16 protein-coding genes are annotated in these 18,901 nt (G+C 59.5%); 5 read left to right on the top strand and 11 right to left on the bottom strand.

What is annotated here, in order from left to right:
- Positions 1–53: 53 nt before the first annotated feature.
- Positions 54–1,559 (bottom strand): flagellin N-terminal helical domain-containing protein, encoded by a 1,506-nt coding sequence (locus CENROD_RS06310; protein WP_022772864.1) that lies wholly within the window; start codon positions 1,557–1,559, stop codon positions 54–56.
- Positions 1,560–1,958: 399 nt separating this feature from the next.
- On the opposite strand from CENROD_RS06310, the gene CENROD_RS06305 reads away from it, so the two are divergent.
- The 4 genes from CENROD_RS06305 (at position 1,959) to fliS (CENROD_RS06290) (ending at position 6,349) form a co-directional block, all read left to right on the top strand.
- Positions 1,959–3,455 (top strand): flagellin N-terminal helical domain-containing protein, encoded by a 1,497-nt coding sequence (locus tag CENROD_RS06305; protein WP_022772860.1) that lies wholly within the window; start codon positions 1,959–1,961, stop codon positions 3,453–3,455.
- A 391-nt stretch (positions 3,456–3,846) separates the two neighbouring features.
- Positions 3,847–5,223 carry a flagellar filament capping protein FliD gene (fliD, locus tag CENROD_RS06300; RefSeq protein WP_022772857.1) on the top strand — a complete coding sequence of 459 codons (1,377 nt, stop codon included), beginning with the start codon at positions 3,847–3,849 and terminating at the stop codon, positions 5,221–5,223.
- A gap of 182 nt (positions 5,224–5,405) precedes the next feature.
- On the top strand, positions 5,406–5,825 hold the full coding sequence (fliS, locus tag CENROD_RS06295) for a flagellar export chaperone FliS (protein ID WP_022772849.1): 420 nt from the start codon (positions 5,406–5,408) through the stop codon (positions 5,823–5,825).
- An 80-nt stretch (positions 5,826–5,905) separates the two neighbouring features.
- A complete protein-coding gene (fliS, locus tag CENROD_RS06290) occupies positions 5,906–6,349 on the top strand; it encodes a flagellar export chaperone FliS (RefSeq protein ID WP_022772846.1) in 444 nt (147 codons plus the stop codon).
- A 56-nt stretch (positions 6,350–6,405) separates the two neighbouring features.
- Here fliS (CENROD_RS06290) and CENROD_RS06285 read toward each other — a convergent pair whose 3' ends face one another.
- The 9 genes from CENROD_RS06285 to ribBA form a co-directional block, all read right to left on the bottom strand.
- Positions 6,406–8,994, bottom strand: coding sequence for a [protein-PII] uridylyltransferase (locus CENROD_RS06285; RefSeq protein ID WP_022772843.1), 2,589 nt, complete (start codon positions 8,992–8,994; stop codon positions 6,406–6,408).
- Between the two features lie 7 nt (positions 8,995–9,001).
- Entirely contained in the window at positions 9,002–9,835 is an 834-nt protein-coding gene (gene map, locus CENROD_RS06280) for a type I methionyl aminopeptidase (protein WP_022772840.1), read from the bottom strand.
- Between the two features lie 291 nt (positions 9,836–10,126).
- Positions 10,127–10,987, bottom strand: a complete 861-nt coding sequence (locus CENROD_RS06275; protein WP_022772838.1) for an energy transducer TonB — start codon at positions 10,985–10,987, stop codon at positions 10,127–10,129.
- The gene (locus CENROD_RS06270; RefSeq protein WP_022772836.1) at positions 10,974–11,417 is read right to left on the bottom strand and encodes a biopolymer transporter ExbD; all 444 of its coding nucleotides are present in this window, start codon (positions 11,415–11,417) and stop codon (positions 10,974–10,976) included. Before CENROD_RS06270 ends, CENROD_RS06275 begins: the two co-directional genes overlap by 14 nt.
- Positions 11,418–11,471: 54 nt before the next feature.
- On the bottom strand, positions 11,472–12,164 hold the full coding sequence (gene tolQ, locus CENROD_RS06265) for a protein TolQ (protein ID WP_022772834.1): 693 nt from the start codon (positions 12,162–12,164) through the stop codon (positions 11,472–11,474).
- The gene (ybgC, locus tag CENROD_RS06260; protein ID WP_022772831.1) at positions 12,161–12,595 is read right to left on the bottom strand and encodes a tol-pal system-associated acyl-CoA thioesterase; all 435 of its coding nucleotides are present in this window, start codon (positions 12,593–12,595) and stop codon (positions 12,161–12,163) included. Before ybgC ends, tolQ begins: the two co-directional genes overlap by 4 nt.
- Positions 12,573–13,100 (bottom strand): transcription antitermination factor NusB, encoded by a 528-nt coding sequence (gene nusB / locus CENROD_RS06255; RefSeq protein WP_022772829.1) that lies wholly within the window; start codon positions 13,098–13,100, stop codon positions 12,573–12,575. Before nusB ends, ybgC begins: the two co-directional genes overlap by 23 nt.
- Positions 13,097–13,573, bottom strand: coding sequence for a 6,7-dimethyl-8-ribityllumazine synthase (gene ribH / locus CENROD_RS06250; RefSeq protein WP_022772827.1), 477 nt, complete (start codon positions 13,571–13,573; stop codon positions 13,097–13,099). The genes nusB and ribH overlap by 4 nt, the downstream gene beginning before the upstream one ends.
- Positions 13,574–13,668: 95 nt before the next feature.
- Positions 13,669–14,784 (bottom strand): bifunctional 3,4-dihydroxy-2-butanone-4-phosphate synthase/GTP cyclohydrolase II, encoded by a 1,116-nt coding sequence (gene ribBA, locus CENROD_RS06245; RefSeq protein WP_022772825.1) that lies wholly within the window; start codon positions 14,782–14,784, stop codon positions 13,669–13,671.
- A gap of 325 nt (positions 14,785–15,109) precedes the next feature.
- Here ribBA and CENROD_RS06240 point away from each other — a divergent pair, with 325 nt between their 5' ends.
- Positions 15,110–16,615, top strand: coding sequence for an ISNCY-like element ISSymo1 family transposase (locus tag CENROD_RS06240; protein ID WP_022771644.1), 1,506 nt, complete (start codon positions 15,110–15,112; stop codon positions 16,613–16,615).
- Between the two features lie 233 nt (positions 16,616–16,848).
- On the opposite strand, the gene CENROD_RS06235 is transcribed toward CENROD_RS06240, so the two are convergent.
- Positions 16,849–18,900, bottom strand: a complete 2,052-nt coding sequence (locus CENROD_RS06235) for a YgiQ family radical SAM protein (protein ID WP_022772823.1) — start codon at positions 18,898–18,900, stop codon at positions 16,849–16,851.
- Between the last annotated feature and the right edge of the window lies 1 nt (position 18,901).

The following is an 18,901-nucleotide window of genomic DNA, read 5'->3' as shown; positions in this document are numbered from 1 at the left end:
GTAGCGCCCAAGCCGGGCGCTACGGATCCACCCTACCCACCCTGGCCTCAGGGTTACTTCAAAAGCTGCATCACACCTTGCGGGAGCTGGTTCGCTTGCGCCACCATCGCCGTGCCAGCCTGTTGCAGGATCTGCGCACGGGCCAGGTTGGCGGTTTCCACCGCGAAGTCCGCATCCTGGATCCGGCTGCGGGACGCCGACATGTTCTCGGACGTGATCTGCAAGCTGGAGATCGTCGTTTCGAACCGCGACTGCAAGGCGCCGAGTTTGGCGCGTTCGCTGTTGATGTACGCCATCGCGGAATCGACGGTCTTGATCGCATTCGTCGAATTGGCGAAAGTCGTGACATCAAGGCTGGCCACGTCGTTCAAGGTCGAACTTTCGTCGGTGAAAACGTTGCCGCCGGTTGCATCGTCATCGACGGTATAGCTCTTTTCGGAATCGAGCGTGATGAACCCGCTGACGATGGTGGCAGTGGCTGGGTCTCCGGCAGCGACGTTGACAGAGGCTCCGATGGATTGAAAATCTCCATTGGTATCCAAACCATATTTCTGTACGGTCACGTCGCCGTCGTTGACCAGATCGGTTTTGCCGACGAGGATGTTGTTGCCGGATTCGTTGGTCAGCATGATCCCCGTCCCATCTTCGCTGAGGCTGGCGATGACCCCGGTTTTGGAGGAACGGTCATTGATGGACGAGATCGCGATCGACAACCCATCCGAGGCATTCGTCGCATTGAGCGTGAACGAAATGCTTTCGGGTTCTTCGTTGTTGGAGGCAATCGTCATCGAATACGACCCCGTGGCCGAGAAGGAAATCATCGCGTTGGTACGCGCCGTTGCGCTCACCCCGGTATTGGGGGCTTGCACGTTGATCGTGTTGGCGATTTCGGAAGCAGATGCATTGGCTGCGTAGGTGATGTCGCGGGCACCGATGGCTCCGTTGATCGTCACCTTGCCGGCCAGTACGCCGTTGTTGGCGCCGATGGGTGTGGTTGCCGCAGGGTCTGCGGCCACAGCTTCTGCGCCTTCGGCGATGAGCTGGTTGTTGCCGTAGGCGTTGACGCGCAGGTCTGCGGTCGAAGCCACGATCGTTTGGTTGGCGTTGGCGCCGACTTGGAATTGCTGCGTTCCGAAGCTGCCGTCGAGGAGCTTCAGCCCGTTGAACTCGGAATTGTTCGAGATGCGGTCGAGCTCGTTGACGAGTTGCGTCACTTCCTGGTTCAATGCTTGCCGATCGGTGGCGCTGTTGGTCGCGTTGGCCGATTGCACCGCCAGCTCGCGGATCCGTTGGAGGATGTTGCTGGCCGATTGCATCGCCCCTTCCGTGGTTTGCGCCAGCGAGATGCCATCATTGGCATTGCGGGCGGCTTGGTTCAGGCCACGAATCTGGGCTGTGAAGCGCTCGGAAATCGCCAGCCCGGCGGCGTCGTCCTTGGCGCTGTTGATGCGCAGGCCTGAAGACAGGCGCTGGATCGACGTCGACAGCGACGACATGCTGGTACTGAGGTGGCGTTGCGCGGTAAGAGAACTGACATTGGTATTGATGGTAGAGGCCATGGTAGAGACTCCTTCAAGGTGGGTAACACACATCTCTTCTGCGTTGGCCGGTTTTTTTTGTGGCCTTCATCGAAGAGCTGGTAGGCAAATTGTTGGAGTGAGACCCCTTGGGCATAGGCTGGATAAACAGCACAAAACAAAGGCTTATTCTGGTTTTGGCATAGGCGTTTTGGGGTTGGGTGGACGATGGTCTGGGCGTAATCCAGGGCGGCGTGGCGTGGGGGAACGCGAACGAAGCAGCGAATCCCTCAAGTTTTTGCCATTCGCTCCGAAAGAGTTCCCAACGGCTTGCAGCAGGTTCGTCCCGATCCAGGGTAGAAAAAAGATCGGGGCGGTTTTGTAGAGGGTCGTAGTTAGCGCACAGCGCTATTTCAGTCGGTTCTTACTGGGAGAAATATCATGGCTGCCACCATCAACACCAATGTCAATTCCCTGACAGCGCAAAGAAATCTGAGCAACAGCGCTGCGTCGCTGAGCACGTCGATTCAGCGTTTGTCTTCGGGTATGCGCATCAATTCCGCCAAAGACGATGCGGCGGGTCTCGCAATTTCGGAACGCTTCACCGGGCAAATTCGCGGCTTAAACCAAGCCGTGCGCAATGCCAACGACGGCGTCTCTCTCATGCAAACTGCGGAAGGCGCGATGGCATCCTCCGGCAACATCCTCCAACGGATTCGCGAACTGGCGGTGCAGTCGGCCAACGCAACGAACAGCGCTACCGACCGGCAAGCCCTGAATCAGGAAGTGACGCAGCTCGTCGGTGAATTGGATCGGATCGCGGTCATGACGGAATTCAACGGCAAGAAATTGCTCGATGGGTCCTTCGGAACCGGGCAATTCCAGGTCGGCGCGAATGCCAACCAAACCCTTGTCGCTGCTACGGCTAACCTGCGTACCACCACCTACGGCAACCAACAAACGGTAGCCACGATTGCGGAATCACAAGCGGCAGCCGCTGTGACCTCGCCCTTCGAGGGCAATGGCACTACCGCCGGTACCGTAGCCATCAACGGTAGCGTGGGCTCGGCAACGGTCAGCTTTGCTGACGGTGACTCCGCCAAAGATATCGCTGCTGCAATCAATACGCAATCGCCCAACACCGGGGTATCCGCTACAGCCAGGACGGACGTGGAAATCTCTTTCTCCACCTCCGGGGCATACACGATCAGCCTGGGTGCGAACAGTACGGAAACGCAGAATGTTTCCTTTACGCTGACTTCCAATACCGGATCGGACGGATTGGCATCGGCCATCACCGCGATCAACGACCGTTCTTCCAAGACCGGGGTCACAGCCAGCTTGAATAGCGATGGGACAGGGATCGTGCTGAATAACGAGACGGGCAACAACATTCTGGTTGGCAAAACTGGCGTTGCCAACGATGGGGAAGTCAGTGTGCAAAAACTGGCTGTCGATACGGATGGAACCCTGCAAGATGTGGGGGCAGCACAGGCACTGACGGCCAGCGATACCACTGTGGAAGCGGTTATATCGAGCGGGTATGTCGTCCTGGATGCGCAGAACAGCTACTCGGTCAAGAGCGATGGTGGTGGCATCTTTCAGGACGCGACGTCCACCTTGAATGATGTGGCCAGCCTCGATATCTCGACCTTCAGCAAGGCGACCAATGCAATGAAGACGGTCGATTCTGCGATGGCGATGATCAACAGCGAACGCGCCAAGCTCGGTGCCTTGCAGTCCCGCTTCGAGACCGCGATGTCCAACCTGTCGAACACGTCGGAAAACCTCTCTGCATCCCGTGGGCGCATTCAGGACGCAGACTTCGCGCAAGAAACCGCGAACCTTTCCCGCACCCAAGTGCTGCAACAAGCAGGTACCGCGATGGTCGCGCAGGCCAACCAGATCCCCCAAGGGGTGCTGTCTCTGCTGCGGTAAGCGCTATCCCCACCGGGGGGGTAGCCCCGGTGGGTCGTTCTCCAGGTTTTCTCCTTCAAGTTTGGGCCCGCTTCGGCGGGCTTTTTTTCGTTCCGTTTCCATCCAGCAGGTTCCTGTGCAAGTCGCGAAGCGGCTGCTCGCAGCGCCCCTCGCCCAACGGGAGAGGGGCTGGGGGTGAGGGAAACTGTCAAGTTTGGTGCAACTTCGCCGAAATGAGAAGTAGAGGTAGTGCGTTGCGAGTGCGAGCGGGTCGTGCGACGTACCACTGTATGGACAAAGCGGAAAGGCTGGGAGGGGGTGCATGAACGGTGCCCCAGCATGGTTTTTTTCTGCTTTGTTTTTTGGGGGGTAGGCAGATAATGCTTTGGCTTGGGCCAATCAGGAGAACATCATGGCAGCGATATCTTCGGCGGGAATCGGTAGCGGTCTGGACGTGAAGTCGATCGTCTCGCAGCTCGTGGCGATCGAAAAGCAGCCCATCGTCAAGCTCCAGGCCAAACAAGCGTCGATCGAAACCAAAATCTCCACGTTTTCACAGATCAAGTCCCTGTTCTCGAACCTGTCGAGCGCAGTGGGAACGTTAAGCAGCCTGACGACATGGAATGCCGTCACGGCTTCGTCGTCGGATGAAGAATCTGTCAGCGCTTCGGCCATTGGGGGGACGGCAGCCAACGATTTCACGGTACAGGTGACCGGATTGGCCAAGGCCCAAAGCTACGCATCGGCTTCGCTACCCACCCCGGCGGGAACGCCCTTGGGGGCAGGCACATTGAAGATTGCGCCGACGGAAGGCACTGCCATCGATATCGAGGTGCTGGCTACCGATTCGGTCTCGGACATTGCCAGCAAGATCAACGGTTCCGGTGCGAAGGTCAGTGCCACCGTGCTCAATGACGCCTCCGGCGAGCGGCTGCTGCTGCGTTCCAAGGATACGGGGGTCAAAAACGGCTTCACGTTGAGCGTCGAAGACACCGATGGGGTGCATGATGACGAGGCGGGCCTGTCCCGGCTGGTGCATGGGTCGAGTACCCAGGCTGCGGTAGACGCGACGGCGCTCATCAACGGCAGCATCACTGTTTCTTCGTCAACCAATACTTTCAGCAACGTTATTTCCGGCGTGACGCTGACGGCCAAGAAAGTCATGACCACCGAGGCCGAGGTCAAGGTGGGCGCGGACAAGGCCAAGATCACGAGTGCGGTAGACGGTTTCGTCAAGGCCTATAACGAGATCAACAAAACGATGCAGGATCTCACCAAATACGATGCCGAAACCAAACAGGCCGGGTTGTTGCAGGGGGATACGACGGCTGTCAGCCTGCAACGTGCCTTGCAGGGAGTCTTGCAGTCCAAGACGACAGGCTCGGTGTTCTCGCGATTGGCCGATGTCGGCATCACCGCGCAATTGGGGGGAGATTTGTCCGTGGACAGCGCAACGCTTTCCACGGCGCTCGACCAGCGCGACGAGGTCAAGAAGCTGTTCACCATCGACAACAAGAACGCGCAAACCAACGGCTTTGCCTTGAAATTCAAGGATTTCACGTCAGGGCTGTTGTCTACGAACGGCTTTTTTGGATCCAAGGATGCCTCGCTCAAGCGCACGCTCGAAGCCAATACCAAAGACCAAACCAAATTCAACGAGAAGGTGGCGCGTATCGAAGCGCAACTCAACAAGCGTTACAGCGCCCTCGACGTGCAAATGAGCAACCTCAATGCGCTCAATACCTACGTCGGCCAGCAGATCACGCAGTGGAACAAGAGCACGTCTTGAGCTAGGTCATGTGCCAGGACAAGTGCGAAGACATGTGCGACGACAGCGTGTGCCAAGTGGTATTCGGTACGCCAATCGATCCGCAGAAATGACCTGCCAAGTTGCCTGAATTCTTTGCATGAACGGCTTGATTTTTCTTGGAATGTGCCGATAAACAGAACATAAATTAGGGGAAATTCATCATGTTTACACCATTCCATTCCAGGTCGGCAAATGCGTACAAAGTGGTCGGTATCGAAACGGGGATTCCCCAAGCCGACCCGCATACTTTGGTCAATATGTTGTTTGAAGGGTTATTGCAGCAAATCGGCGCAGCGCGTTCCGCGCTGGCCCGTGGCGATATCAAGGCCAAATGCAAGCACATCGTCTCTGCGGTGCGTTTGCTGGAAGAAGGGCTGAAGGGTGGCCTCAATCATTCGGCGGGTGGAACGCTGGCGCAGACCCTGCAAGACATTTACGATTTCTGCGAAATGCGGTTGACCCAGGCCAACGTGCGCAATGACGACCGTATGCTTGACGAAGTGCGCCAGGTGATCGAGCCTATTGCCGATGCCTGGAAGAGGATTGGCGGTGCCGTTCCGGTTCCGGAACGGGTGATGTGAGCAGGTGGCCGGAAAGCATTTCCCACCGGAAAGTCAGTCAGTCAAGGCAAGTCGAATAGACCAATCAAGGGGCCATCATCATGTTTACCGCCTACCATCCTCGCGCAGCTTCCGCCTACCAACAGGTGCATGTGGCCACCAGCGTCAAGGCGAATGACAAACACCAGATCGTCACCCTGCTGTACGACGGTCTGATCGAAACCCTGGGCATTGCCCGCAGCGCCTTGGCGCGGGGCGACATCCCAACCAAATGCGCTGCGCTGACCAAGGCACTGCGCCTGATGCAGGAGGGACTGATGACTGGTCTCGACCTGGAAGAAGGTGGGGACTTGGCCAACAACCTCTATCGGCTGTATGACTATTGTTCGTATCGCCTGATGCTGGCCAATGCACGCAACGACGACGCCATCATCCTCGAAGTCCAGCAGCTCATTGAGCCTCTGGCGATGGCGTGGAAGGAAGTCAAACCCGTTCCCCAGGGGGAACCCCCCAAAAGGGCGCAGGCTGCATACGCCGCAGCGTAATGCATACGCCGTAGCGTAAATGCCGCTGGATTGTTGGGTTGTACCCAAATTGGGGTTCAACCCAACGCTGCCAGCAGCTCGGTTTCGATAGCGAGCTGGGTGTTTTGGTTTTGCAGGGCCGATCCTCGTATCAGGAATGTGTCTTCGACACGCTCGCCCAGGGTGATGACTTTGGCCAGTTGCAAATCGATGCCGTGCCGGGCTAGCACCCTTGCGACGGCATAGAGCAGCCCCACCCGGTCGCTGGCGGATAGGTTCAGCACCCAGCGTTGCCCAGTCTCATCGGGACGCAGTCGCACGCGGGGGGGGAGCGGAAAGCTTCGAACCCGGCGGGATACCCGGCCCTTGCCTGGTTCGGGTAGCGGCCCGGCAATCGCAATGGTGTGTGCCAACTCGCTTTCGACCATGTTGACCAGTTCACGGTAGCGCTCCGTCGGATCCGGCGAGACGACCTGAAAGGTATCGAGGGCATATCCCTTGAGGGTGGTGTGGATGCGTGCATCAAGGATGCTCAGCCCACTGCGCTCGAAGTATCCGCAAATCCGCGCAAAAAGGTCTGCCTGATCCCGGGTGTAGACGAGCACTTGTAAGCCATCGACCACTGGGGAAGGGCGCGCCCGCACGATGGGCGTGGGTGACTCGACGTAGCGGGAGAGCTTGCGTGCGTGCCAGGCAATTTCGACAGCGTCATGCCGCATGAAGTACCCCGCATCCAGCGTATCCCACAGCGGTTTGTGCGAGAGGTAGGGCTGCGCGTGCAGCGCCAGCTCGACGATGGCATCGTGCTGGCGTTCGCGGATGTCGGCGTGGATATCTGGCACGTGCCCGCCCAGCATTTGCGAGGTCGAGTGGTACAGGTCTGCGAGCAGCTTGCTTTTCCAGGAGTTCCATACCTTGGGACTGGTGCCACGGATATCCGCTACCGTGAAAAGGTAGAGCGCGGTCAATTGGCGTTCGGTACGGACGTAGCGGGCAAATTGTGCGATCACGGATGGATCGGTGTGGTCGCACTTCTGCGCGATGCGGCTCATCGTCAGGTGTTCGCGGACGAGAAACTCGATCAACTGCGCGTCTTCGGCTGCGATGGCGTAGCGCTTGCAAAACCGGCGCACCTCCTTCGCCCCCAGCACGCTGTGATCCCCGCCACGGCCTTTGGCGATGTCGTGGAACAGGGCAGCCACATACAGCAGCCAGGGTTTGTCCCAATCTGCGGCAAGCTGCGAGCAAAAAGGGTACTCATGCACATGCTCGGGCAAAAAGAAGCGCCGCACATTGCGCAGCACCATCATGGTGTGTTGATCGACCGTGTAGACGTGGAACAGGTCGTGCTGCATCTGGCCGACGATCCGCAAAAACGGGGGCAGGAAGCGCCCGAGCACGGAGGTATCGTTCATCAGCCGCAAGGTGTGCGTCAGCCCGCTGGGGTGCTGCAAGATGCGCAAGAAGGTAGCTTGGTTGACGGGGTCGTTGCGGAAGCGGTGGTCGATGAGGTCCTGTACGTGGTATAGCGCCCGCAGCGTGCGGGCAGACAGGCCCTGGATCCCCACCTCGCTTTGGAAGACGAAAAAGGTCTGCAAGATCGCATGGGGGTCGCGGCGGTAGAAGTCGTCGCTGGCGATGTCGAGCATTCCGGCGTTGTCGAAGAAATGTTCGTCGATGCGACGTGGTGCTGCCGGGGAACGCGAACGCAGCCGCTCTTCGATGTTGAGCAGGACGATTTCGCGCAGTTGCGTCACCGCCTTGGCGGCCAGGTAGTACTGGCGCATCAGCCGTTCGCCAGGGCGTGCCGCAGCGCGTGGGTCTCCCTCGGGGGCTAGGTACCCGAAGGACTGGGCCACGCTGTTTTGCAGGTCGAAGAGGAGTCGGTCTTCACGGCGGCGCGTGGCCACGTGCAGCAAGGTGCGAATGCGTTGCAGCAGCGCTTCGTTGCGCCGGATCTGTCGAATCTCGAAGGGCGTGGCCAGCCCCGCACGCGCCAGGCTGCCCCAGTCTTCGGCAAACCCTGCCGCCTTGGCGACCCACAGGATCACGTGCAGATCGCGCAGCCCGCCAGGGGATTCCTTGCAGTGGGGTTCCAGCGCGTAGGGTGTGTCTTCGTACTTGCCGTGGCGCTGCTGCATTTCCAGCGTCTTGGCGATGAAGAAAGCCTGGGGGTCGACGATGGAGCGAAAGCGCGTGCGAAAGTCTGCAACCAGGGTGCGGCTGCCGGTGATGCAACGCGATTCGAGCAACGCCGTCTGGACGGTGAGGTCCTTGGTGGCTTCTTCGAGGCATTCGCCAACGGTGCGCACGCTCGAGCCGATTTCCAGGCCGGTGTCCCAGCAACTGCGGATGAAGGTCTCGATTTGCGCAGAACGCGCTGCATCCAGGCTGGTTGTGGGGCTGTCGGGCAACAGCACCAGCACGTCGATATCGGAATGGGGGAACAGCTCCCGCCGTCCAAACCCGCCGACGGCCAGCAATGCGCAGGGCTTGCCCAGTCCCGCTTGGCGCCACAAGGTCAGCAGAAACTCATCGGCCAGGTTGCTGAGCTTGCGCAGGGTGCTACGGATACACGGTGTTGCCAAGTTGGGGGAACAGCTTGCAAGCACGGCGGCTTGGCGCGCACGGTACTGCTGGCGCAGGAGTGGTGTGGTGGGGGACACGGCATCCTCAAGGCGGTGTGGCGAGGGAAGCGGGAACGAATTCGGGAACGAATGGAGGCGCCGTGGGGCAGCCTGGGGAGAGCGTCAGCACCTCGACCCCCGTTGCCGTGACCAGCACGGTGTGTTCCCACTGGGCGGACAGCGAACGATCTTTGGTAATGACCGTCCAACCGTCGCCCAGCTCCCGCACTTCCTTGCGCCCGATGTTGAGCATAGGCTCGATGGTGAAGGTCATTCCGGGTTCGAGGACAGCGAGCGTGCCCGGCTGGCCGAAGTGGAGCACCTGCGGTTCCTCATGGAAGCTGCGCCCGATGCCATGCCCGCAGTATTCGCGCACCACGCTGTAGCTGTGTTGTTGGGCGAAGGTCTGGATGGTGTGGCCGATGTCCCCGAGGTACGCGCCGGGGCGTACCTGCAGGATGCCGTGCCACATCGCCTCGAAGCAGACGCGGCAAAGGCGCTGCGCAGCAAACGAGGCGTCGCCGACGAGGAACATCCGGCTCGTGTCGCCATGCCAGCCGTTTTTGATCACCGTGACGTCGACATTGACGATGTCACCGTTTTTGAGGGGGTTGTCGTTGGGGATGCCGTGGCAAACCTGGTGATTGACCGAAGTGCAGATCGATTTGGGGTACGGACGATGCCCGCTGGGCGCGTAGTGCAGCGGTGCGGAGGTGGCGCCGAGCACCTGGGTGGTGTATTGCTCGGCAAGCCGATCGATCTCGTTGGTGGTGACGCCAGGCTGGACGAAGGGGGCCAGGTAATCGAGCAGCGCAGCCGCGCAACGGCCTGCGGCACGCATCCCGGCAATTCCTTCAGAGTCTTTGGGGACGATAGACATGGTGAGGAATGTATCGTGGGCAGGACTGACGCAAAACCGCCCCGGCGTTGTTCTACCCACTTGCCGTACTGCTTTGTACTGTCTGCGTGGGTATGCCTAGCCGGAACGATGTTGCATAAGAACCTATTCCAGTAGGGGCTGCGCCATCGCATTGCACGCGGCGGCGGTGCTCGGAATCCTCATGTACTGTCAGTACATTCCGGTTCCTGCGCTCCGGCGCCACGCACACTGCTTCGGCTCGCCTGCCTACTGAAATAGGTTCTAAGTCCTATTGGAGAGTCCTTCGGGCACTCAGTCCCGCAGGCTGAAGACGATGACCAGCGGGGTGGGAACCCGGCCATCCGTGTCTCTGGGAAGGGAGTCGGTTTTGTCAATGGCCTTGAGGACGGCGTCGTCCCAGGAGGCCACGCCGCTGGGCTGCACGAGCCTGCGTCCGAGGATTCTTCCATCCGGTGCAGCGCGCACTTCGACTTCTGCGGTGGGGTTCCCGGCAACGTCTTCGGTGAAAACGATATTGGGCCGGATGCGTGCGCGGATGCGCCCTGCATACCCCGCAGACGGTGCTGCGCTGTGCGCGGCGGTTCCTGTCCCCTGCGATGTCGCATCTACTCCTGCAAGCTGCGCCAGGCGCTGCATGTGTGCTGTGCGTTGCGCGGCCACCAGGGCATCGTCCAGCACGGGCTGGGCTGCGCGTGGGGTGGGAGGGGGTGGCTTTTTGGGTGGTGGCGCAGGGGTTTTGGGGGGAATGGGCTTGGGTGGCGTTGGTGGAGGAGGAACCAGGGGCTTGGGGCGCTCCAGAGGACGCTCAATGGGGCGGGGGGGAGCAGGCGGGGTGGTGGCGATCTCGGGTTCTTCTTGCGGGGGAGGGTCGGGTGGGGCAAGTTCTGCTGGGGGTGGGGCGGGCGGTTCCACCGGTGCTGGCGGGGCGGATTCCTGGGGCAGGGCTGCCCAGATCTCGGCTTCAATGGGTGTGTCGGGCCGATCCTTTTGCCACTGCACCCCCCACGTCAGTGCGAACAGCAGCAGGCCGTGAACCAACAGCGCCAGCCCGAAGGCACGCAGCGATCCCGGTGTGTGGGGGGGCAGGAATTCGGGCCGATCCGATTCGGGATGGACGACAACCCCGGTGGCCGCAGCGCTAATGGGCGGCATGGGGTTTCCCGGCTGCGGCGGGTTGCAGCGCCAGGCCCACACGCCGAATGCCGTTGCGGTGCAATCGATCCATAGCGCGCACCACGACGTCGTAGCGCACATCCTTGTCCGCGAACAGCACGACGGCCGCATCGCGATCCCCGGCCTGCGCTGTCGTCACATCCCGGGCCAGTTCGTCGAACGTCGTGGCATGAGAACGCTCGTCGGTCTTGATGCGCAAGCTTTCGTCGCGGGCAATGAGGATTTGCACCACCCGATCCGGCAACTTCTTGCCCTGCCCAGCGCGGGGCAGGTCGATCGTCGTTGGCGCGATGAGCGGGGCAGTGACCATGAAAATGATCAACAGCACCAACATCACGTCGATGAAGGGAACCATGTTGATTTCATGGATGGAGCGGCGTCCTTTGCCGCGCCGAACGACGGTGGTCATGGTGCAGGCTTTCGGTATTGCAGGACTACAGCGTTGTGATCTGGGACGATGGTCTCAGTGCCCACCGGGGGATTGGGCGCCTACATTCCGTTGCAAGATATTCGAGAACTCTTCCATGAAGGTTTCGAGCCGGATTGCGATGCGGTCGATGTCGCGGGCGAAGCGGTTGTGCGCTACGACGGCGGGGATGGCGGCAAACAGCCCGATGGCGGTAGCGACGAGGGCTTCGGCGATGCCGGGGGCCACGGTGGCGAGGGTCACTTGGGTCAGGGCTGCGAGGCCCGTGAAGGCATGCATGATCCCCCACACCGTTCCGAACAGACCGACGTAGGGGGAGACGGAACCGACCGAGGCGAGGAAAGAAAGGTAGTGCTCGATGGCGTCCATCTCCCGCTGGTAGCTGGCACGCATGGCACGGCGGGCACCGTCCATCATGGTGCCGGGGTCGGTGATGCGTCGCTCGCGCAGTTTTTGGTATTCCCGCATCCCGCTGGCGAAGATGCGCTCCATCGGCCCTGCTGCGCGGGCGTTTTTCATGGCGGCGGCGTAGAGGTCGTTGAGGCTGCTGCCGGACCAAAAATCGCGCTCGAAGCGGTCATTGAGCGCACGGATCTTGCCCAGCGAAAAGAGCTTGCGGAAGATGGCCGCCCAGCTCGTGATGGACAACACCAGCAACAGCAGCATCACCAATTGGACGACCAGACTGGCCTGTTGCACCAGTGTGAGGATGGAAAGATCCTGGTTCATGGCAGGGAGTGCAGAAGAGGGGTGGGAATGCGTGTGGGCCGACCGTCGCGGTCGACCCAGCCTAGGCGGATGGTGGCTTCGCACAGGGCAGATGCCGTGCGGGCAGGGCACAGTACCTGCTGGTGCAGCGTCAGCCGGGCGCGGCCGCGTTCGTGCAACGTTGCCGTGACGAACAGCTCGTCACCCAGGCGGGCGCTGTGCAGGTAGCGGGCGTGGACCTCGCTGACGACGAACATGCATCCCGTTTCTTGCAGCAACGCTTGCTGATCCACCCCCAGGCTGCGCAGCCATTCGCTGCGCGCACGCTCGAAAAACCGCAGGTAATTGGCGTAGTACACCACGCCACCGGCATCGGTGTCTTCCCAATAGACCCGCACCGGCCAGGCAAAAGCTGGGGAAGCGGGAGGGTCAGCGGAAGCGCCGGGGGCCATCGGTGGCAACCTCCGTGGGACGCAGTCTGCGCGCCAGCGCGTGGAGTACGCCGTTCACGTATCTGTGGCCATCGGTGCCGCCAAATTCCTTGGCCAGCTCGATGGCCTCGTTGAGCACCACCCGTGCCGGAATGTCCGGGTGGTGCAGCAATTCGTAGGCTCCGATCCACATGGCGGCGCGTTCGATGGGGGACAGTTCGGTCAGCTTTCGATCCAGCATTGGCGCGATGAGCGCGTCCAAATCCTCGGATTCGGCTGCGCATCCATGCAGCAAGGCCTGGAAATGGTCGGTGTCGCACTTGGAAAAACCTACCAACTCCCGGGTGAATGGATCGACTTCGGCCACGGGATTGTTGCCGACGAGCACCTGGTACAGCGCTTGCAGGGCAAACCCGCGTGCGCGGGATCGATCCGACTTGCCGACAGCCTTGCGCGCCTCGGTGAGAGGCGTATGGGGCGTACCGGGGGGAGGCTTGGATGGATCGGAGGGAGGGGGGTGTCTCATGCGAAGGCTGCGCACAGGTTAGCCATCTCAACGGCGGCTCGTGCGGCGTAGCGGCCTTTGTCGTGCTGCCTGGCCACGGCCTGCTCCAGGTTTTCGGTGGTCAGGACGGCGTTGACGATGGGAATGCGACAGTCCAAGGCTACCCGGGTGATTCCCGCTGCCGATTCGTTGGCGACGAGTTCGAAGTGGTACGTTTCCCCCCGGATGATGCAGCCGATTCCGATCAATGCCTGGTACGCCTTTTTTTGCGCCAGCGTGGCCAGTGCTATGGGAATTTCGAGCGCGCCGGGAACTTGCATCAGCATGATGCGTGCGTCGGGAACGTGCAGCAGAGCAAGCTCGGTCAGGCAGGCCTGGGCGAGGGCTTGGGTAATGTCGATATTGAACCGTGCCTGCACGATGCCGATGGAAAAGCGGCTGCCGTCGAGGCGGGGATCGTCATCGCCGGGGGTACCGAGTGCTGAAGTGATCATGGGAAAGCGCGGAAAGGCAAAGGAAGGGGATAGAGAGCACGCCGGGGGGCGACGCAGGAGAGTGGTGGGCCGTTGCGGGGAATCAGGGGATGGGGTCAAGGCATCTGATAGCCCACGACTTCCAGCCCGTACCCTGCCATGCTGGGCATCCGGCGTGGCGGGCCGAGCAATTGCATCTTGCACACGCCGCACTGGCGCAGGATCTGCGCGCCGATGCCGTAGGTACGCAAATCAACCTTGCTACCCTGTACGCCATGGCTGGCGACCGCCGTTCCCGCAAATTGGGCCAGCAACTGTGCGGGGCTTTCCCCGCAGTTCAGAAAGACGACCACACCGCGCGGAACCGTGGCCATGTGGGCCAGGCAGGCATCCAGGCTCCACGAGTGCATGGCGCGGCCCACTTCCAGGGCGTCGAGTACGGAAAGGGGTTCGTGTACCCGAACGGGGACGACATCGTCGTCGGACCAATCGCCTTTGACCAGCGCCAGGTGCGCGCCGTGGGCGATCTTGTCGCGAAAGGCATGGGCAGTGAAATCGCCGAAAGCCGTGCGCAGCGGGCGAACACCAGCATGTTCGATGATCGATTCGGATTGGCTGCGGTACGCGATGAGGTCGGCAATCGTTCCGATCCGCAGCCCATGTTCGGCGGCAAAGCGCTGCAAGTCAGGCAGGCGCGCCATCGTTCCGTCGTCCTTCATGATCTCGCAGATCACTGCGGCGGGGATACACCCAGCCATGACGGCCAGGTCGCATCCAGCTTCGGTGTGGCCGGCTCGCATGAGTACCCCACCGGCTGCGGCGCGCAGCGGGAAGATGTGGCCGGGCTGGACAAGATCGCACGGTTGGCTCTTGGGATCGACGGCCACTCGGATGGTGTGCGCCCGGTCCGCAGCGGAAATGCCAGTCGTGACCCCTTCTGCGGCTTCGATGGATACGGTGAATGCCGTCCCTCGCTTGTCGCGGTTGCGGGCAGTCATCGGGGGCAACTGCAGCGCATCGCAGCGTTCTGCAGTCAGCGTCAGGCAGATCAGTCCGCGCCCGAATCGGGCCATGAAATTCACCGCATCGGCAGTGATGTGCTCTGCAGCCATGAGTAGGTCGCCCTCGTTCTCGCGGTCTTCTTCATCGACCAGGATGACCATCCGCCCCGACCGGAGATCGTCGACGATGGCTTCGATGGGGGAAATGGCAGCGGGGGTAGGCTCGTTCATCGGGTGCGAAGGCGTGGAAATAAGGGGCAAACAGGGCGAGGCAGTGTATCGGTGGCTATGTACCGTGCGGAGAACCGGAGCACCCAGCTCGGTATAGGTACATGTTGGCCTCTGCAACCACCACCGCGTAGGTAGTATCTGACAGAAAAATAGAAAACCATGCAAAATCAACAGGGTACGCTACGTTTGGGTGGGTGAAGATTGAGCCGCTTTCCTGCGATTTTCATGAGATTATGCATAAGATGTCGCATTACACACAAAATTTTTAATTTTGATATAATATTTTCATCCTACTTCAATCTTCATTAAAATAATTGGGAACTACATGCGCTCTGTCATAAATCCTCAGATGAAATTAGGCGAAGATCCTATCGCCAACATTCAACTTGATCTGCGTTCTCGCGATGATATCCCAAAATTGCTGCTAGGACTTCAGTACATCTACACAATACCAGACGTACGCAAAGAAGTTTTCTCTATCCTCTCAGAAATTCTCCCGGTACTCCCTTCTGGTGAAAAAGTAAAAGCACATATGGGTCGCCCAGGTATGTCGCAGTGGCAAATTCTTGTCATCGGTGTGGTTCGATTGGGTCTGAATATCGATTACGACCGATTGGAAGAGCTGGTGAATCAACATCGGACATTGCGACAAATGCTCGGGCATACTGACTGGTATGATGAGACAAAATACAACGTGCAAACCCTGAAAGATAATTTGAGGTTATTTACCCCAGAGATTCTTGATCGAATCAATCAAGTTGTGGTCAAAACCGGCCATACGCTAGTAAAAAAAAGCCCGGACGACGTTCTACACGGTCGTTGTGATTCCTTTGTCGTTGAAACAGATGTACATTTTCCAACCGATTTGAATCTTCTTTTTGATGCTATAAAAAAGATCATTGCATGGAGTGCAAAGTTAGCGGAGAAACATAAATTGTCTGGCTGGCGTCAGCATGAACACTCTTATCGCCAATTCAAAAAGCAGTATCGCCATATCCAGCGGCTTCGGCGCTCTCATTCAAAAAATGAAGCCAAACGTGCAGCAAAGGAAGCTGCCATCCACGAAGCATGCGAGGAATATCTCAAGCAAGCCAAAGAGCTGTTCGAGCGCGCCACCCAAACAAGGCAGGAAGTCGTCTTGGCTGCATCGCAGATCAGCGCACAGGAGCAAGGGTTGCTATCGAAGCTGCAGGTCTTCATAGGGCATGCAGAAAAGTTATCAGATCAGATTCGCCGTAGGGTGATCAACGGGGAACGCATTCCGCATTCGGAAAAGATATTCTCGCTGTTTGAACCGCATACGGAGTGGATAAGCAAAGGCAAGGCTGGTGTGCCTGTGGAATTGGGGGTAAAGGTTTGTATTCTGGAAGATCAACATCGTTTCATTCTGCATCATCACGTTATGGAGAAGCAAGAAGATAACGAAGTTGCTGTACCAATGGTTGAAGCTGCCAAAGAACGATTCTCGACTTTGAATGCCGTGAGTTTTGACAAAGGATTCCACAGTCAAGAGAATCAGAAAAAATTGGCAAAATTATTAGACTGTGCTGCTTTACCAAAGAAAGGGCGCTGTTCTCAAGCGGAACAAGAACGAGAATCGAGCGAGACATTTGTGAAACTACGGAAAGCACATTCTGCTGTAGAGTCGGCGATCAATGGATTGGAACACTTTGGTTTGGATATGTGCCCCGATGAGGGAATAAAAGGATTCAAACGCTATGTTTCATTGTCAGTCTTGGCACGAAATTTTTACCGTATTGGCATGGTGGTTCGTCAGCAATCGATTGATGCCGAGCGAACGACACCACCATCCATTCGTCGAGCGGCTTGATGCCGCTCGACGGTCTTTTTCAAGGGATGCATGAGTGGTTGCAGAGGATAGCTTTTCCTTCATTCACCAATAATTCAATTTTTGGAGCAGGATACATGGTTTTTGTCAAAATTCGACCGCAAAAAAATTTGTAATCCGGTCTAGGTTCCGGATCACTTCCTGAAAGTACCGGGTACACGCATCAAAAATCCGACTTTTCTGTCAGCCACTAGGTAAGCAAGCTGTGCAGTAGCCTACCGAATTCGGCTCTTGGCTGCGCCGGGGGGGTAGGTCTTCTCGCCAGGGGGAACCAGGTGGCGTTTGCCGTGGCCGATGAGGTCGCTGCGGCCCATGGCGCACAAGGCAGCGCGCAGCAGGGGCCAGTTGGCGGGGTCGTGGTAGCGCAGAAAGGCTTTGTGCAGCTTGCGGCGTTTTTCCGTGCGAACGACTTCGACCTTTTCCTGAGGATCGACGGGGTCGCGATGCACGGGGTGCCAGGGGTCACGGCCTGTGTGGTGCATCGTTGTCGATGCCGTCATGGGAGTGGGATAGAAGGTTTGCACTTGATCGACGCGCAGCCGATTCCTTTGGAGCCACAGCGCGAGCGCGAGCATGTCCTCGTCGCTCGTGCCGGGGTGCGCGGCGATGAAGTAGGGGATCAGGTATTGCTCTTTGCCAGCCTGGGTGGAGCAACGTTCGAACAGCTCGCGGAAGTGCTCGTAGCGTTCCAGTCCAGGCTTGTGCATTCTGGAGAGCGGGCCGTGCTCGGTGTGTTCTGGGGCGATCTTGAGGTATCCGCCGACGTGGTGCTCGGCCAGCTCTTGTATATACGCACGGCTGGCGAAGTCGTAGCGAACGCCGGAACCGATCAGCACCTTTTTTATTCTGGGAATGTCCCGGCTGGCGCGGTATAGCGCGATCAGGGGAGCATGGTCGGTGCGCAGGTTCTTGCACACGTCTGGGTAGACGCAACTGGGCTTGCGGCACAGGGCTTCGGCACGGGGGTTCCCGCAGCCTTGGCGGTACATATTTGCCGTGGCGCCGCCGAGGTCGGAAATGGTTCCGGTGAAGCCGGACACGGTGTCGCGAATCTGTTCGATTTCGTGCAGGATCGATGTCTGCGAGCGGCTTTGGACGATGCGCCCTTCGTGGCTGGTGATGCTGCAAAAAGAGCAGCCACCGAAACATCCGCGCAGAATGGTCACGCTGTGGCGGATCATTTCCCACGCCGGGATGCGTGTTGAGGCATCCAGCTTGCCGTCTGGCCCGCAGTAGCCGGGGTGGGGGCTGCGTGCGTACGGCAAATCGTAGACGTGGTCCAGCTCTGCGGTGGTTAGCGGTAGTGGCGGCGGTTGAATCCAGACGTCCCGTGCCGTATCGCCTTCGCCGTGGGCCTGCACCAGGGCGCGGGCGTTGTGGGGGTTGGATTCGTGCAGCAGGATGCGGCTGGCGTGGGCGTACAGCACGGGGTCGTTGCGCACCTGTTCGAAGCTGGGAAGGCGCACGACGCTAGGGCATGTTTCGGTGCGTGCTGTGGGCGTTGCATCGCATAGTGCGGTGTGATCGAGTTCGTGCCAGGTGGTGGCTTCTGCAGAGAGCAAACGGCTGTGGCGGCGGACGAAAGCGGTTCCACGGATGTCTGTCAGGTTCGCGACGGGTTCTCGGGCGGCGAGCCGGTGCGCGACCTCGACGACGGCGCGTTCGGCATTGCCGTAGAGCAGCAGGTCGCACTTGGCATCGAGCAGGATGCTGCGGCGCACTGTGTCGCTCCAGGTGTCGTAGTGCGCTGCACGGCGCAGGCTGCCTTCGATGCCCCCCAGCACGACGGGAATGCCGCCAAAGGCTTCCCGGCAGCGTTGGCAATACACGGTGGCCGCACGGTCCGGGCGTCTGCCGCTGGCTCCGCCGGGGGTATAGGCATCGTCGCTGCGAATTTTGCGATCTGCCGTGTAGTGGTTGACCATGCTGTCCATGTTCCCGGCTGTCACGCCCCAAAACAGCCGGGGGGCGCCCAGTTTGCGGAACGGTGCTGCATTGCGCCAGTCCGGCTGGGCCACGATGCCCACGCGAAAGCCCTGCGCTTCAAGCAGGCGGCCAATCAATGCCATGCCAAAACTCGGGTGGTCGATGTAGGCATCGCCGGTGACGAGGATCACATCGCAGGCATCCCAACCCAAGCTCTCCATTTCCTCGTGCGACATCGGCAGGAAGGGAGCCACGCCGAATCGTGCCGCCCAGTATTTGCGGTAACCAAATAGCGATGCGGCCTCGGCGGGGCAGGGGCGGTAGAGGGATGTGCTCGTCATG

This window comes from Candidatus Symbiobacter mobilis CR (assembly GCF_000477435.1).
GTDB classification, from domain to species: domain Bacteria; phylum Pseudomonadota; class Gammaproteobacteria; order Burkholderiales; family Burkholderiaceae_C; genus Rhodoferax; species Rhodoferax mobilis.
The sequence above is the reverse complement of the archived record's forward strand: the minus strand, read 5'-3'. Positions and strand labels throughout refer to the sequence as shown.